This is a genomic window from Paractinoplanes rhizophilus (assembly GCF_042664765.1).
Lineage (GTDB): Bacteria > Actinomycetota > Actinomycetes > Mycobacteriales > Micromonosporaceae > Actinoplanes > Actinoplanes rhizophilus.
Genome location: NZ_JBHTBJ010000011.1, coordinates 104,047 through 119,483, shown reverse-complemented (window position 1 = coordinate 119,483; position 15,437 = coordinate 104,047). Strand labels below are relative to the sequence as shown.

The window sequence follows — 15,437 nt, the reverse complement described above, 5'->3', positions numbered from 1 at the left end:
TTGCTACTGACGCCACCGGCCACGCATTTGTCAGCCTGGAAACATGCGGTCGCCGACCCCGATCCAACGACGCCTGAACGAGCTCGGGCTGCGCAGCCGGCTGCGGCAACGGCCGCGGCTGCAGGGCCGGATCCTGGCCCCGGCCGGCGCGCGCAAACGGCTGCCGAGCACCGCGGGCCTGTACTTCCCCTTCTACCACGACGTGCTCCCGGAATACGCGGCCGGACTGCGCCGCCACCTCGCCGCGTTCCGCGAGCGCGGGCCGCTGGTCGCCTGGGACACGGCGCTCGAGGTGCTCACCGGCCGGCGCCGGCTGGACGGGCCGACGTTCTGCCTCTCCTTCGACGACGGCCACGCGAGCTGGCGGGACGTGGTCGCCCCGATCCTGGCCGAGCAACGGGTCCCGGCCACCTTCTTCGTCGCCACCGGCCTGGTCGGGCGGCCGGGCAACCTCTCCTGGGCCGACTGCCGCGACCTGCTGGCCGCCGGGCACACCATCGGCTCGCACACGATCACCCACCCGCGGCTGGCCGACTGCGACGACGAGACCGTCCGGCGGGAGATCGCCGGGTCCAAGAAACACCTCGAGGACGAGCTCGGCGTGGAGATAACGGACTTCGCCGCTCCGTACGGAAACCCCGCGGTCGATGTCGGACGGCGTGAGGTGATCGCGGCGCGCGAGTCCGGCTATCGCAGCTTCGCCACGACGTCGCGGCCGGCCATGCGCGTCGGCGACTCGCCGATGTGGATCCACCGGCAGGGCCTGCACGCGGCCTGGCCGCTGCCGGCCGTCAGGACGCGGGTTCATGACTGACACGCGCATCTTCCTGTCGCCGCCCGACGTCAGCGACGTCGAGCGCAAGCTGCTGCTGGCGGCGTTCGACTCGAACTGGGTCGCGCCGGTCGGCCCCGACCTCGATGCGTTCGAGACGCAGGTGGCCGAGCTGGTCGGCGTGCGGCACGCGGTGGCCCTGGCCAGCGGCACCGCGGCCCTGCACCTCGCGCTCGTGGCGGCCGGGGTGCGGCGGGGCGACACCGTGCTGGTCCCGTCGTTCACCTTCGCCGCCACCGCGAACGCGGTGATGTATCTGGGCGCCCGCCCGGTCTTCCTGGACTCGACCCCGCAGAGCTGGAACGTCGACCCGGATCTGGTGGCCCAGGAGCTGCGGGCGCGGGCCGGCACCGGCCGGCTCCCCCGCGCGGTGATCGCGGTCGACATGTACGGCCAATGCGCCGACTACCAGCCGCTGCTGGACGCCTGCGACCGCTACGGCGTGCCGCTCATCGAGGACGCGGCCGAGGCGCTCGGGGCGTCCTACCGCGGCAAGCCGGCCGGCTCCTTCGGGCTCGCGGGCGTGCTCTCCTTCAACGGCAACAAGATCATCACGACCGGCGGGGGCGGCATGCTGCTCACCGACGACCGCCGGGTGGCCACCACGGCCCGGCACCTCGCCACCCAGGCCCGCGAGCCGGTCGCGCACTACGAGCACCGGGTGGTCGGCTACAACTACCGCCTGTCCAACCTGCTCGCCGCGGTGGGCCGCGGCCAGGTGCAGCGGCTCGCCGAGATGATCGCCGCCCGGCGCCAGACCGCCCGCTATTACCACGAGGCGCTCGGCGACCTGCCGGGCCTGACGTTCATGCCGGTCGCGCCGTACGGCTCGCCGAACTGGTGGCTGACCAGCCTGCTGGTCGACGCGCGGAAGTTCGGCGCCGACCGCGACCAACTGCTCGCGCGCCTGGCGCGGCACAACATCGAGGCCCGGCCCGCTTGGAAGCCGATGCACCTGCAGCCGGTCTTCCAGGACTGCGTGATGCGCGGCGGCGAGGTCAGCGCCGACCTCTTCCGCCGGGGGCTGTGCCTGCCGAGCGGCTCGGCGCTCACCGAGCGCGACCGGGAACGCGTCGTCACCGCCGTGCGAGAGGGCTGAGCATGCGCATCGTCTACATCCACCAGTTCTACTGCAATCCCGGGATGACCGGCGGGATCCGCTCCTACGAGCAGGCGCGGCGGCTGGTCGCGCGCGGGCACACCGTCGACGTCATCACCACCGACATCGCGGGCGGCCCGCGGCGGGTCACCCGCGACGACGGCGTCACCGTGCACTGGTACCCCGTCCCGTACTCGAACTCCATGTCCTATGCCCGCCGCCTGCGCGCCTTCGGTGCGTTCATGGTGCTCGCCGCGGCGAAAGCCACGCGGCTCGACGCCGATCTGGTCTTCGCCACCAGCACGCCCCTGACGGTCGCGGTTCCCGGCGTCATCGCCGCGCGGCTGCGGCGCGTGCCGTTCGTCTTCGAGGTGCGCGACCTGTGGCCGGAGGTCCCGATCGAGATGGGCGCGTTGCGCAACCCGGCGGCGCTCCGGCTGGCCTGCGAACTGGCGAACTTCGCCTACCGCAACGCCGCCGAGGTCATCGCGCTTTCCCCGGGCATGGCGGCGGGCGTGACCGCCCGCCGGCCACAAACCAGGATCACGATGATTCCGAACGCCGCGGACATCGAGCTGTTTCAAGGGGTACGCCCGGACGCCGTGCGCTGCTTCCGCGCGGAGCACCCGTGGCTGGGCGACCGGCCGCTGATCGTCTACACCGGGGCGCTGGGCGCCGTGAACGGGGTCGAGTATCTGGTGCGGGCCGCGCGCCGGATGCGCGAGCTCGACCCGGGGATCCAGGTGCTCATCGTGGGGCACGGCAAGGAATGGGAGTCCACCAAGGCCCTCGCGGCCGCGCACGGGCTGCTCGGCACCACCGTGCACATGTGGGCGAAGGTGCCCAAGGCCGACCTGCCGGTGATCCTCGGCGCCGCCACGATGTCGTCGAGCTTCGTGCGGCCGATCCGCGCGCTGTGGGACAACTCGGCCAACAAGTTCTTCGACGCGCTCGCCGCCGCCCGGCCGATCGCCGTCAACTACGGCGGCTGGCAGGCCGACCTGCTCCGCGAGAGCGGCGCCGGGCTGGTGCTCGACCCGACCGACGCCGACGAGGCCGGCAAGCTGCTCGCCGACCGCCTGCGCGACGCCGACTGGCTGCGCCGGGCCCGCACGGCCGCGCACCGGCTGGCCGTCGAGCGGTTCTCCCGCGACCTGCTGTTCGACCAGTTCGAAGAGGTCTTGATCCGCGCGTCGGGGGTGCGCGGTGGAACTGCGTGAGTACGTCAAAGCCTGCCGCCGCCGATGGCCCTGGCTGCTGGTCCCGGTGCTGATCGCGGCGGGCGTGGCGGCCGGGCTGTCGCTGTCCTCGCCGCCGGCCTACCGCTCGTCGACGGTCCTGTTCATCACCACCGGCGCCGGCGACCCCGATGCCGAGGCGAGCCGGCTCAATTCGTACATCGCGCTGCTCACCGGGCCGCGGGTGGCCGCGGCCGTGGTCGGCAAGGTCGGCCCGCCGCTGACCGCCGACCGGGTGCGGGAGAGCCTCTCGGCCCAGGTGCAGGACGGCACCGACCTGCTGGTGGTCATCGCCACCGACCCGGATGCCGACCGCAGCAGGCGGATCGTCACCGCCGCCACCGCCGCGCTGGTCGGCCTGGCCAAGCAACTGGACCCGCCCGGGGCCGGCGGGTCCGGCGGGCCGAGGCCGTCGGTCACCGTCGCCCAGGACCCGGTCACCACCCGCGAGCCCGGCAACCTGGTGCGCGACCTCGGCTTCGCGGCGGTGCTGGGCCTGCTGATCGGCGCGATCGCGGTCGCCGTGCGGGAGGCCACCCCCAAAACCGTGCACGACGAGGACGACCTGCGCCGGCTCGGGCTCGGCGCGGTCGGCGTCATCTCCATCGGCGGTGCGGCCGGACTGCCCGGCGAGGCGCTCGCCGAGGGCTTCCGGCGGTTGCGCAGCGTTCTGCCGGAGGCCGGGAGCGGCCCGCGCGGCTCGTCGCTGATGCTGGCCGGCAGCCAGGCCAAGGAGGGCACCACCGCGGTCGCCTGCGGGCTCGCCATCGCGATGGCCGAGACCGGGGCCCGGGTGGTGCTGGTCGACGCCAACCTGCGCACCCCGGGCGTGGGCCGATACCTGGCGCTGCGGCCCGGCCCCGGGCTGGCCGAGGTGCTGGCCGGGCGGGCGTCGGTGGGCGAGGTGCTGCGCGACTCGCTCGACGGACGGCTCACCGTGGTGCCCTGCGGCATGCCGGCGACCGACCCGGGTGAGCTGCTGGCCTCGCCCCGGCTGGGCGCGGCGGTGCGGACGCTCACCGAGACCTTCGACGTGGTGCTGGTGGACGCGCCGCCGCTGCTCGGCGTGGCCGACGGCACGGTGCTGAGCAAGGTGACCGACACCTCGCTGCTGGTGGTGCGGGCCAACCGGACGCCGGTCGCGGACGTCCAGCGCTCGCGGGAACTGCTCGAGCGGGTCGGGGCGGAGCTCGCCGGGGCGGTGCTCAACGCGCTGCCGCGCAAGCTGCCGGCCGGGACCGGCTGGCACCAACAGCGCACCCCGGTTCCCGGCGCCGGCGGGCTCGGACTGATCACCGGGGCCGGCGAGGGCGCCGAGACCATGGTGATCACCGCGGACCCCGGGCCGGTCAGCGGGCGGGCCCGCGTCGGACCCCCGCCGCGCGGTCAGGCCCGGGTGCTGAACGTCGAGCCCGGTGGACCGCAAGTGAGCCACGATGACGCGGACGGTTGAGCAGCGCGACCCGGTCCGCCGGCCGGGCGAGCGGCCGGGTGAGCGGCTGGGTGAGCGGCTGGGTGAGCGGCTGCGCGAGCCCTACGTCCAGCTGGTCGCGTCGCAGCTGCTCGTCGGCGTGGTGGCGCTGGCCGCGAACATCATGATGGTCCGGGCGCTCGCCCCGGCCCACCGCGGCCAGGTCGCGCTGCTGCTGCAGATCGTCTACCTGGGTGCGCAGGCGCTGCTGCTGGGCACCGAGCGCAGCTTCGTGGCGGCCTACCACGAGGTCGCGCCGGCCGCGGCGGTGCGGCTCTACGGCCGGCTGCTCGTGGCGCCCACGTTGCTCGGCGTGGCCGCCGCGACGGCGTACGCGATGCTCGCACCGCGCCGGCTCACCCCCGGCCCGGTCGTCATCGCCCTGGTGACCACCTTCGCGCTGGTCGAGGCGGCCGGCCTCGCCGGCCGCTCGGTCGCGATCGCGGCCGGGCGGGTGCACGATTTCCTGGCCTCCCGGGTCATCGAGTCGATCCTGCTGCTCGCCGCGATGGCCGTCCTCTTCCGGGCCCGCGTGGACACCCCCGCGCCGTGGCTCGGCTGCTACATCGTCGCCTGCCTGGTGCCCACGGCCGGTTACGCCCTCCATTGGCTGCGGATGCCCGGCGGCGCCAGACCCAACCAGAACGGGCCCGGCCAGAACGGGCTCGTGCGGCGGCAGGGCGCGGCGCTGTTCCCGGCCGCCATCGCCAACATGGCGATGCTGCGCTCGGACCGGCTGGCGCTGCCCGCGCTCGCCTCCACCGCCGCGCTCGGCCTCTACGCCAGCGTCGCCACCATGACCGAGCTGCTGGCCTGGCCACTGCGCGCCTACGCCGACTCCCGGCTGGGCCGCTGGCGGGCCGCGCACCGCGACGGCACGCTGCGCACCCGGCCGATCGTGGCCGCCGCCGCGCTGTACGTGCTCGTGGTCGCGCCGTTGCTGGCCGGCGGGCTCTACCTGTTGATCGTGCCGGTGTTCGGGGCGGACTACGCGCCGGCCCGGACCGTCGTGCTGCCGCTGGTCCTCGCGGCCGGGCTCTACGCGGTCTCCCGGATCAGCCTGGGACTGCTGGTCGCCAAGGGGCACGGCACGCTGGTCTCGGCGGCCGAGATCGCCGGGTTCGCGGTGAGCTTCGCCTGCTATCTGCTGCTGATCCCGGCGCACGGCATCGCCGGGGCCGCCTGGGGCTCGCTGGCCGGGTACGGCGCCGGCCTCGCCCTCGCGCTGCTCATCACCAGGTTCGCGGGTGACCGGCTGTGAGTCGCCGCGTCTTCCTCGCGCCCGCCCTCGTGCTGATGCTCGTCGCGATCGGCGGCCGGTTCACCCTCGACCGGGCCGGCTTCCCCGACCTGGCCTGGGTCGACCTGCGAGTGATCGGGCTGGCCGCGGCCCTGGCCGTGCTGGTGGCCGACATCGCCCGCCGGCCGGCCCTCGACCCGGCGATCCCGCGCCGGGAGGGCTGGCTGATCGCCGCCGTGCTGTTCTTCCTCTACCAGATCGCCTCGGGCCTCTGGGCGCCCCCGGCCGCCCGGGTCGGCCCGCAGACCCTCGATCTGGTGCTGATGGCCGCGCTGACCGTCGCCTTCTACCTATACGCGACCGGCGATCCGGAATGGGTCGTGCGCACCACGTTCTGGCTGTTCTACGCGGCCGGGATCGTCTTCGCGCTGGCCGCCATCTTCATCAACGGCCCCGGCGAGCAGGGTCGCTACTCCGCCTTCGGCGGCGGCCCCAACGTCTTCGTCCGCATCCAGATCCTCGGCATCATCGCCGCGGTCGCGCTGTTCCTGGCGCACCGTCGCTGGTGGATTCTCGGGGCGGTCCCGCTCTTCCTGCTGGCCGCGGTCCTCTCCGGGTCGCGGGCGGGCCTGCTCGCCGGGGCGGCGGTCGGCGCGGCGGCCCTGCTGCGCCTGCGGCACCGGCTGCGCGCCGCGCCGGTGCTGGCGGCCGGCGCCGGCCTGGTGATGGCGGCCGGCGTCGCCTGGCAGTTCGCGCCGCCGGCCTTCACCAGCCTGTTCCAGGAGCGGTTCGTCGAGCAGACCGTGCAGGACCACTATCTGTCGGACCGCACCAGCATCTGGCGGGCCGCCGGGAAGCTGGCGGCCGAGCATCCCGTCGCCGGCGCCGGGCTGGACGGCTTCTACGGCACGATCGGCGTCAACCAGGGCGTCGAGTACCCGCACAACTACCTGCTCGGCGTCGCCGCCGAGGGCGGACTGATCGGGATCGGCCTGCTGGCCACCGCGATCCTGCTGTGGGCCGGCGCCGTGCGCGGGGTCAAGGGCACCGGCCTGGCCGCTTCGGCCGCCGTCTTCGTGGCGCTCAGCAGCCTCTTCTCCGGCGACTACTACGACGCGCGGCTGGCCTGGCTGTTCGCCGCGCTCGCCGCCGCGGCGGCGGTCCCCGTCTCCGATCGGGAGTTGGTGACAAGATGACCACCCGGCGAGCCTTCCTCGCCCTCGGCGCCGCGGCCGCGGCAATGGCCGCGTGCAGGCGCGACCGCGACGTCCCGGCGATGATGACGCCGCTGCCCGTCGAGCCGTCGTCCGGCCCGCCACCGGCCGGCCTGAGGACGGTCGCCCAATGGACCGACGTCTTCCGGCAGAGCTGGGATTACCAGTACGCGACCGGCCTGCCGATGTCGAAGTCGCCGGACAGCTGGGACCACTATGACCTGTCCTACTCGGTCGACTCGTGCGTCGCGATGTATCGCGCCACCGGCGAGCACCGCTACCTCGACCGGGCCCTGCTGTTCGTGGAGAACGTGGCCACCGCCGCAACGCCGTCGAAGTCGTTGGCGCACAGCAGCTTCCGCGACGGCTACCTCGGCTGGGCCTCCGCGAAGTCGGGCGAGGGCGGCGACGAGGTGCCGCTCTACGAGAGCTACTTCTGGCGCTACGGCACCGCGCTGCTGGTCGCCATGCGGGACGGCGGGGCGCAGGGCGACCGCTACCAGCGGCTGCTCGACTTCGCCGAGACGCACGTCTTCGAGAAGTGGTACTCGCGGGGCGCCGACGAGGCCATCTACCGCGACCGGACCCACCTCGCGGCGCACTGGGCGCTGATCGCGCACAACCTCGCCCAGGTCACCACCGACGCCGCGCGCGCGGCCCGTTACCGGTCGGTGGCGGGCGCCATCGACCGGCGGTTGCGGGGTCAGCTGCGCCGCAACCCGGTCGAGCCGACCGCCTATTTCTGGTCGGATCGCTGGGGCTCGGCGCGACGGCCCGGGCAGGACGTCAGCCACGGCAACGGCGTCATCGCGTACGTCGTGGAGGCCGGCTGGACGCGGGCGGAGATGGCCGCGTTCGCCGCGCTGCTCACCAAGGTGGTCTGGCCCGGAGGCACCGTCTACAAGGGATACGTGGACGGCAGCGGCACCGACAACGGGTGGCTCGCGGACGGATTCGTGAAGCTGGGCCGCTTCGACGCGGGCGCGCAGCTGCGGCTCGACGGCCATCGGGTGGTCAACGACCAGTTCGCCGCCAACATGGCGCTCAACGCCCGGATCCGCAAGGGGGGATGATGTCTCTGCTCACGCCCGAGGCGCCCGAGTGGGCCGCCGCTCTGCCCCGGCTCCGCCACGACATGTATCACGAGCCGGCGTACGTCGTTCTCGACGCCGGTCTCTACGGCGGGTCGCCGGCCGCCTTCCACCACGCCGAGGGCGACGACGTCTTCCTGATGCCGCTGATCGTGCGGGACATCCCGGGGAGCGACCGGCGCGATGCCCTCTCCCCCTACGGCTATCCGGCGCCGGTCAGCTCGACCGGCGACCCGGCCTTCTGGGCCCGGGCCTGCGAGCGGATGACCGCAACGCTGCGGGCGAACGGCATCGTCACCGCCTTCGTCCGGATGCACCCCCTCCTCCCAGCTCGGCTCGACGTCCTGGAGGAGCACGGATGCCTGGTGCGGCACGGCGAGACGGTCTCGATGGACCTGACCGTGAGCCACGACGAGATGTGGCGCCAGACCCGCTCCGACCACCGCAACCACATCAACCGGGCGCGCCGGGCCGGCACGAAGGTCGTCTTCGACGACTGGGACCGATTGGCCGAGTGGGTGGCGGTCTATCACGACAACATGCGCCGGGTGGGTGCTTCCGGTTACTACTTCTTCACGTACGAGCATCTGAGCGCCCTGCACGACGCGGCCGGCGACCGGATGCACCTGGCCGTGGCGCTCGAGGGCGACGAGGTGGTCGGCGGCAACACGTTCTTCGCGCACGACGGCATCGCCACCGGCTACGTCTCGTCCACCCGCCGGGCCCGGGGCCGCTACGCCGACGAGATGCTCTACGACGAGGTGCGCCGGTTCTGTAAGGCGCGCGGCGACACCGTGTTCCATCTCGGCGGCGGCAAGGGCGGCAGCAACGACTCGCTGTTCTCCTACAAGTCCGGCTTCTCGCCGAGCCGGCACCCGTTCCACACCTGGCGCGTGGTCGCCGACGCGCCGGCGTACGCGAAATTGGTCTCCGACCGGAGACCGCAAGCGGACCCGGCGGATCTGGCCGCCACCTTCCCGTCCTACCGATAGGAGCCACCATGCGGATCACCTGCGTCGGCGGCGGCCCCGCCGGACTCTACTTCGCGATCCTGGCCACCCGGGCCGGGCACGACGTCACCGTGCTGGAACGCAACCCGGCCGGCGTCACCTACGGCTGGGGCGTGGTGTTCTGGGACGACCTGCTCGACGACCTGTTCCGGCACGACCCGGTCAGCGCGCGACGCATCTGGGACGCCGCCTGCAAATGGGACGAGTACGAGGTGCGCGTCACCGGCAAGCCGGTCAGCCACCTCGCCGGATACGGCTTCAGCCTGGGCCGGCACCGGCTGCTCGACATCCTGGCCGAGCGCGCCACCGAGCTCGGCGCCGACCTGCGCTACCGCGCCGACGTCGAGCACCTGCCGGACGCCGACCTGGTGGTGGTGTGCGACGGGGCCGGCAGCCGGATCCGGGAGCGCGAGGCCGCGCACTTCGGCGCCGAGGTCGAGCTGGGCCGCAACCGTTACATCTGGCTGGGCACGCCGCACGTGTTCCGCACGTTCACCTTCGGCTTCGAGAAGACCGAGGCCGGCTGGATCTGGTTCCACGCCTACCCGTTCACCGACGAGGCGAGCACGTTCATCGCCGAGTGCACGCCGCAGACGTGGGCGGCGCTGGGTTTCGGCGAGCTCACCGGCCGGGACGGTTGCGACCTGCTCGGCACGATCTTCGCCCGGCACCTCGACGGCGAGCCGCTGATCGACCAGCGCGCCGAGACCGGCGGCACCGGCTGGCTGACCTTCCGCCGGGTCACCAACCGGCGCTGGGACCACGGGAACGTGGTGCTGATGGGCGACGCCGCGCACACCACCCACTTCGCGATCGGCTCGGGCACGAAACTGGCGATGCAGGACGCGATGGCGCTCGCCGCTTCGCTGGCGACGGCCGACGATCTGCCGGTGGCGCTCGAGCGCTACGAGAACGCCCGTCGCTCGCGGCTGGCGCCGCTGCAGGAGGCGGCGAAGGCGAGCAGCGAGTGGTTCGAGCGGATGCCGCAATACGGCGACCTGCCGGCCAAACGATTCTCCTACGCCTTGTCGAACCGGCGCGGCGACTATCCACTGTGGCGCTATTTGCTGCACCTGACGACGCAGAGCGGGCCGCCGCGGGCGATGCTGCGGTGGGCGCTGACGCTACGCCGCTGGAGCCGGGCCCGCCGCCGGGCCGGCCTCGCCGGACCCGCCGGCGGCGCGCAGCACCGCCGCGATCCGGCGCACGTCGGCGGCTGAGCAGCGGTGGTCGACGGGGACGGTGAGCATGCGGCCGGCCAGATCGGCGGCCTCGTCGTCCCCGCTCCACAGCCGGTCCCGGTCCTGGCGCCAATGCACGGGCGCGTAGATGCCGTGCGCGGCCAGGCTGGCCCGGACGGCGTCGCGCTCGGCCGGCGTCGAGCAGACGAGCTGCGCGCGGAACGGCCCGGCCCGGACCGGCGCTTCGGCCGCCAGCGCGCGGGCGTTGTCGATTCCCTTGCGCCGCAGGGCATCCGCGTCGAGCAGCGGGAGCACGGCGGCGGTGAAGGCGGTCGCCGGGGCGGCGCTGCCCAGCAGGGTGCGCTCGCCACGCTGGTGCAACGCGCGGAAGTCGTCCTTGGGCACCGGGCGCCCGTCCAGCCAGGCCGATTTCAGCAGCATGGCGGCGAGCTTGAGGTGGGCGCCGTCGCCGGGGCGGCCGTCCGGCCGCGGGAGCCGGCGGCCGGCGGGCGACCACAACAGACCCCCGTCCGGCACCGGCAGCGTCTTGCGCAACGAGGCGATCGCGTACGGGGCGCGGCTGGCTCGCGCCCACGGGCCGAGCGGATCGTGCGAATGGTCCTCGACCACGGTGACCCGGGGATGCGCGGCCATCCAGTCGTTCCAGGGCCGCCCCTCGTCGCGGCCGAACAGGTTCTGGGCCAGCACGACATCGCCGTCGCGCGCGTGCAGCGTCGCCCACCGCGGGCCGCCGTCGTCGGGCAGGTGGCGGTAGAAGGCGAGCGGCGCGTCCGGGGCGAGCGCCTCGGCCACTCCCATGCAGAAGTACGACGGGACGTGCAGGCGGCCGGGCCGCAGGCGCCGCAGCAGGGTGCGGAGCGCGCCGCAGCCGGTGGCGAACAGCTGGTGGCGGGGCGGGAGCCAGTCGCCGCCGCCCGCGCCCAGGCAGGCCGGATCCCAGTGGAACTCCGAGCCGATCTCACGCGGCACGGCGTACCTCATGGGCCTGTGCTCGTTGGATGTTGAGCTCGTCGACGTGCACCGGCGGCTCGGCGCGGCGCAGCGAGACCGCGGTCCGCCACAGGATGCGCAGATCGAGCGCCGGCGACCAGTGGTCGACATACCACCGGTCGAGCACGAACCGCTCGGCCCAGTCGATGTCCTCGCGGCCGTTGACCTGGGCCCAGCCGGTGATGCCGGGCTTGACCTCGAGCCGGCGGCGGTCCTCGCTCGTGTAGTTCGCCACCTGCGGCAGCACGTCGGGACGCGGGCCGACCAGCGCCATCCGCCCGATCAGCACGTTGACCAGCTGGGGCAGCTCGTCGAGGCTGGTGCGGCGCAGGAACCGGCCGCACCGGGTGATCCGCGGATCGTCGCGCAGCAGGCCGAACGGGTCGGCCAGCCCGATCTCCTCGGCCATCCGCACCGAGTCGTGCACCATCGTGCGGAACTTCAGCATGCGGAACGGCACGCCGTCGCGGCCGGCCCGGTCCTGGACGAAGAGCACGCCCCGGCCGTCGGCGAGGCGGATCCAGGCGGCGATGACGAGCAGCACCGGCGCCAGCAGGACGAGGGCGACGGCGGCGGCGAGGCGGTTGGCGAGATCCCACGTTGTCCGGGTCATAGCGACTCCACGGTCGGGCCGGTGAGGCGGTGGCGGGTGTCCAGGACGTATCCGGCGTGCCGGACGACCAGGTCGAGGTCGAAGGCGTCGTGGTCGGCGAGCAGCAGCACGGCGTCGGCGGCGGCGAGCTGCTCGGCGGTCGGCCGCACCCGGACGACGCGGCGGTCGATGTGCGCGTCCTCGATCACGTGCGGGTCGGCGGCGCGCACGTCGGCGCCCATGTCGAGCAGCAGCGCGGCGATCCGCCGGGCCGGGGACTCGCGGGCGTCGCCGCTGTTGCGCTTGTAGGCCAGGCCGAGCAGCAGCACGGTCGACCCGTTGACCGCCTTGCGCCGCCGGTTGAGGGCGGCGACCAGGCGGCGGACCACGTAGTCGGGCATGTGGTTGTTGATGTCGTTGGCCAGCTCGACGAAGCGGAAGCTCTGGCCCAGCGCCCGCTGCACCCGCCAGGACAGGTAGGACGGGTCGATCGGCAGGCAGTGGCCGCCCACGCCCGGCCCGGGGGTGAAGCGCTGATAGCCGAAGGGCTTGGTGGCGGCGGCGTCGATCGCTTCCCAGACGTCGATACCGAGGTCGTGTGCGTAGACCGCCAGTTCGTTGATCAGCGCGATGTTGACGTGCCGATACGTGTTCTCCAGGAGCTTGGCCAGTTCGGCGGTTTGGCAGTCCCGGACCGGGACCGTGGTGCCGACGAAGCTGGAATAGAATGTCCGGATTTTCTCGAGTGAAGCCGGATTTATCCCCGATACCACCTTGGGCGTGCTCACCAGCGTCCATTCCCGGTTTCCCGGATCGATGCGCTCCGGGCTGTAACCCAGGTGGAAATCGAGGCCCGCGACGAGCCCCGAGCCCTCCTCCAGCAGCGGGGCCACCAGATCGGTCGTGGTGCCGGGATAGGTGGTGGACTCGAGGGCGACGGTGGCGCCCGGCCGCAGATAGCGGGCCAGGGTACGGGCGGCTTGTTCTATATACGACAAATCCGGCATCCCCTCGCGCAGTGGCGTGGGGACCGAGATGACGGCCATGTCGAAGCCGGCGCAGGCCCGGGGGTCGTGCGCGGGGTGGAACGTTCCGGCGTCGAGGATCTCGCGCAGCTCGGCGTCGGCGACGTCGTCCACATAGGATTCGCCGGCCGCGAGGCGCTTGACCCGCTCCTCGTCCACGTCGAAGCCGACCACGTCGTGCCCGGCCTGGGCCGCCCGCACGGCGAGGGGCAGGCCCACGTAGCCCTGGCCCACGATGACGACTCGCATCAGTGCCTCCCGTTGCCGTTGTGGTGTGCCACCGTCAGCGCCGGGCTCTCGGCGAGCCACCGGAGCACCGCGATGAGGTCCTTGCGGGGCGCGGCCGGGTCGAGCAGCGACAGCACCGCGCCGTCCAGCGGCGGCACCGGCACCTGCGACAGCAGCGGATGGTGCGGCCGCCGGTCCTCCTCCCCCGGCCCGAGCAGCACCTCGCGCAGCTTCTCGCCGGGCCGCAGCCCGGTGTAGACGACCTGGATGTGGGTGTCGGCGGTGGCGGCCAGGCGGCGCGCGACGTCGGCGATCCGCACCGGCTTGCCCATGTCGAGCACCAGCACCTCGCGGGCGCTGTCCACCGCGCCGGCCTGGATGACCAGCCGCACGGCCTCCTGGACGGTCATGAAGTAGCGGGACACCTCGGGGTCGGTCACCGTGATCGGGCCGCCCTTGGCGACCTGCGCCTCGAAGGCGGTGAGCACCGAGCCGCGGCTGCCCAGCACGTTGCCGAAGCGGACGCTGCAGTAGGTGCCGGCCGCGGACCCGTCGGCCGCCGCGGTGAGCCGCTCGGTGATGCGCTTGGAGTAGCCGAGCACGCTGCACGGGTCGGCGGCCTTGTCGGTGGAGATGTTCACGAACCGCTCGACGCGGTGCCGCAACGCGGTCTGCAGCATCTGATACGTGCCGATGATGTTGGTCTTGAGCGCCTCGGACGGGTGCATCTCGAGCAGCGGCAGGTGTTTCAGCGCCGCGGCGTGAAAGACGACCTGCGGGCGGTGCTCCCGGAACACCTCGTCGAGGCGCTGCTGGTCGCGGATGTCGGCCACCACCAGGTTGCGGTCGTCGAGCAGGCCCCGGCCGTCCAGCGAGAGCTGCACCGCGTGCAGGCCGGACTCGTCGCGGTCGAGCATCACCAGGCGGTCCGGGTGAAACGGGGCGACCTGGCGGCACAGCTCGGACCCGATCGATCCGCCGGCGCCGGTGACCAGCACCCGGCGGCCGGCCAGATACCCGGCGATGGCCGCGAGATCGATGCCGATCTCGCGGCGGCCGAGCAGGTCGGCGTGCGAGACCGGGCGGATGTCCTCGATGCGTACGGTGCGGCCGAACAGCTCCACCACCGGCGGCACGACCTTGAGGTCCACGTTCAGCTCGCCGGCGAGCGTGCTCAGCTCGCGGACGAGGTCGGCGCCCGCGCTCGGGATGGCGATGAGCACCGCGTCGGCCCGGAACCGGCGTACCACCTCCGGCAGCGCGTGCCGGTTGCCGGTGACCGGCACCCCCATGACGCGCAGGGCGCGCTTGCGGGGATCGTCGTCGAGCAGGGCAACCGGCACGTACGGGCTGGACGGTGTGCGCAGCATCGCGCGGACCACCTGGGCCGCCCCCTCGCCGGCCCCCATCACCACCACCCGGCTGCCCTGCTCGGGCGACGGCCGCAGGCGCGAGTCCTGCAGCAGGCGTGCGGCGTACCGGATGCCGGCCGCGAGCACCAGCGCGATCAGGCCGGACGCGATGATGGCCGAGCGCGGGACGAGCCGGCCGAGCAGCGTGTCGAGCAGGAACACCACGGGCGTGGTGACCGCGGCGGTCTTGGCCAGGGCGGCGATCTCCTCGAAGCAGCCGTACGACCAGCGTCCGGTGTAGAGGCCGAACTGGATGCCGGCCACGGTCTGCACGACCGTGGCGACCGCGGCGAGCTCGAGGAGGCCGCCGCAGTTGAGGTACTCGACGCGGCCGTCGTGGCGCAGCAGGGTCGCGATCAGCATCCCGATCGCGAACGCCAGCGCGTCGCCGCCGGCCCGCGCCGCCCGGCCGGGAAGGGCGGCCCACAGAAGCATCGACCATGGGGCGCCCGCGCGCCATTCGCCCGGCGCGGCCCTGCGTACCTCCATGGGAATCCCTCCGGAATTGTCTTTTCCGGAGGGTCCCGCGTCCGCGGTTCGGGGCACAGTAGCAATTGTCACGAGCAACGTGAGCGGTGTTCGCCTTCCCCCTCGACCTGCGGCCACCAGCACTTTCGGGCGATCCGTCGGGCCTGATCGGCTTTTCCCAGACGTGCGGAACGGTTCACATTTCCCGTGACATTTGCATCTGTTATTCGCGGTGAAGCCTTTGACAGCGTCGACTCCCGGAGGACCGGAAAATGGAGTCGGCATGAGAGTGCTGCACCTGATCGGCGCGCTGTCGGCCGGCGGA

At 73.1% G+C, this 15,437-nt stretch carries 13 protein-coding genes; 9 read left to right on the top strand and 4 right to left on the bottom strand.

The features are described from left to right. Positions 1–43 precede the first annotated feature (43 nt). From ACFQS1_RS17565 to ACFQS1_RS17525, 9 genes are read left to right on the top strand one after another with little or no spacing between them, the layout of a single operon-like run. Entirely contained in the window at positions 44–814 is a 771-nt protein-coding gene (locus ACFQS1_RS17565) for a polysaccharide deacetylase family protein (protein ID WP_378969323.1), read from the top strand. Further along, positions 807–1,931 (top strand): DegT/DnrJ/EryC1/StrS family aminotransferase, encoded by a 1,125-nt coding sequence (locus ACFQS1_RS17560; protein WP_378969321.1) that lies wholly within the window; start codon positions 807–809, stop codon positions 1,929–1,931. The genes ACFQS1_RS17565 and ACFQS1_RS17560 overlap by 8 nt, the downstream gene beginning before the upstream one ends. Positions 1,932–1,933: 2 nt before the next feature. After that, positions 1,934–3,151 (top strand): glycosyltransferase family 4 protein, encoded by a 1,218-nt coding sequence (locus ACFQS1_RS17555; protein WP_378969320.1) that lies wholly within the window; start codon positions 1,934–1,936, stop codon positions 3,149–3,151. Then, a complete protein-coding gene (locus tag ACFQS1_RS17550) occupies positions 3,138–4,622 on the top strand; it encodes a tyrosine-protein kinase domain-containing protein (RefSeq protein WP_378969318.1) in 1,485 nt (494 codons plus the stop codon). Before ACFQS1_RS17555 ends, ACFQS1_RS17550 begins: the two co-directional genes overlap by 14 nt. Further along, positions 4,606–5,901 carry a lipopolysaccharide biosynthesis protein gene (locus ACFQS1_RS17545; RefSeq protein WP_378969316.1) on the top strand — a complete coding sequence of 432 codons (1,296 nt, stop codon included), beginning with the start codon at positions 4,606–4,608 and terminating at the stop codon, positions 5,899–5,901. Before ACFQS1_RS17550 ends, ACFQS1_RS17545 begins: the two co-directional genes overlap by 17 nt. Further along, entirely contained in the window at positions 5,898–7,076 is a 1,179-nt protein-coding gene (locus tag ACFQS1_RS17540; protein ID WP_378969314.1) for an O-antigen ligase family protein, read from the top strand. Before ACFQS1_RS17545 ends, ACFQS1_RS17540 begins: the two co-directional genes overlap by 4 nt. After that, positions 7,073–8,167: a hypothetical protein gene (locus ACFQS1_RS17535; RefSeq protein WP_378969313.1), complete on the top strand. Its 1,095-nt coding sequence runs from the start codon at positions 7,073–7,075 to the stop codon at positions 8,165–8,167. The genes ACFQS1_RS17540 and ACFQS1_RS17535 overlap by 4 nt, the downstream gene beginning before the upstream one ends. Next, entirely contained in the window at positions 8,167–9,177 is a 1,011-nt protein-coding gene (locus ACFQS1_RS17530) for a GNAT family N-acetyltransferase (protein WP_378969312.1), read from the top strand. Before ACFQS1_RS17535 ends, ACFQS1_RS17530 begins: the two co-directional genes overlap by 1 nt. Before the next feature lie 8 nt (positions 9,178–9,185). Continuing rightward, positions 9,186–10,415 (top strand): FAD-dependent monooxygenase, encoded by a 1,230-nt coding sequence (locus ACFQS1_RS17525; protein ID WP_378969310.1) that lies wholly within the window; start codon positions 9,186–9,188, stop codon positions 10,413–10,415. Here the strand turns inward: ACFQS1_RS17525 and ACFQS1_RS17520 are convergent. From ACFQS1_RS17520 to ACFQS1_RS17505, 4 genes are read right to left on the bottom strand one after another with little or no spacing between them, the layout of a single operon-like run. Continuing rightward, on the bottom strand, positions 10,320–11,378 hold the full coding sequence (locus tag ACFQS1_RS17520) for a hypothetical protein (RefSeq protein WP_378969309.1): 1,059 nt from the start codon (positions 11,376–11,378) through the stop codon (positions 10,320–10,322). The two genes, ACFQS1_RS17525 and ACFQS1_RS17520, sit on opposite strands and share 96 nt — an antisense overlap. Continuing rightward, on the bottom strand, positions 11,356–12,000 hold the full coding sequence (locus ACFQS1_RS17515) for a sugar transferase (RefSeq protein WP_378969307.1): 645 nt from the start codon (positions 11,998–12,000) through the stop codon (positions 11,356–11,358). The genes ACFQS1_RS17520 and ACFQS1_RS17515 overlap by 23 nt, the downstream gene beginning before the upstream one ends. Then, entirely contained in the window at positions 11,997–13,253 is a 1,257-nt protein-coding gene (locus ACFQS1_RS17510; protein ID WP_378969305.1) for a nucleotide sugar dehydrogenase, read from the bottom strand. Before ACFQS1_RS17510 ends, ACFQS1_RS17515 begins: the two co-directional genes overlap by 4 nt. Further along, a complete protein-coding gene (locus tag ACFQS1_RS17505) occupies positions 13,253–15,133 on the bottom strand; it encodes a polysaccharide biosynthesis protein (RefSeq protein WP_378969304.1) in 1,881 nt (626 codons plus the stop codon). The genes ACFQS1_RS17510 and ACFQS1_RS17505 overlap by 1 nt, the downstream gene beginning before the upstream one ends. Between the last annotated feature and the right edge of the window lie 304 nt (positions 15,134–15,437).

Bases quoted from the DNA above. Each gene is read 5' to 3' on its own strand.
- ACFQS1_RS17535 (WP_378969313.1), top strand. From the start codon at position 7,073: ATGACCACCCGGCGAGCCTTCCTCGCCCTCGGCGCCGCGGCCGCGGCA.
- ACFQS1_RS17515 (WP_378969307.1), bottom strand. From the start codon at position 12,000: ATGACCCGGACAACGTGGGATCTCGCCAACCGCCTCGCCGCCGCCGTC.
- ACFQS1_RS17525 (WP_378969310.1), top strand. From the start codon at position 9,186: ATGCGGATCACCTGCGTCGGCGGCGGCCCCGCCGGACTCTACTTCGCG.
- ACFQS1_RS17560 (WP_378969321.1), top strand. From the start codon at position 807: ATGACTGACACGCGCATCTTCCTGTCGCCGCCCGACGTCAGCGACGTC.
- ACFQS1_RS17510 (WP_378969305.1), bottom strand. From the start codon at position 13,253: ATGCGAGTCGTCATCGTGGGCCAGGGCTACGTGGGCCTGCCCCTCGCC.
- ACFQS1_RS17505 (WP_378969304.1), bottom strand. From the start codon at position 15,133: ATGGAGGTACGCAGGGCCGCGCCGGGCGAATGGCGCGCGGGCGCCCCA.
- ACFQS1_RS17565 (WP_378969323.1), top strand. From the start codon at position 44: ATGCGGTCGCCGACCCCGATCCAACGACGCCTGAACGAGCTCGGGCTG.
- ACFQS1_RS17555 (WP_378969320.1), top strand. From the start codon at position 1,934: ATGCGCATCGTCTACATCCACCAGTTCTACTGCAATCCCGGGATGACC.
- ACFQS1_RS17530 (WP_378969312.1), top strand. From the start codon at position 8,167: ATGTCTCTGCTCACGCCCGAGGCGCCCGAGTGGGCCGCCGCTCTGCCC.
- ACFQS1_RS17545 (WP_378969316.1), top strand. From the start codon at position 4,606: ATGACGCGGACGGTTGAGCAGCGCGACCCGGTCCGCCGGCCGGGCGAG.
- ACFQS1_RS17520 (WP_378969309.1), bottom strand. From the start codon at position 11,378: ATGAGGTACGCCGTGCCGCGTGAGATCGGCTCGGAGTTCCACTGGGAT.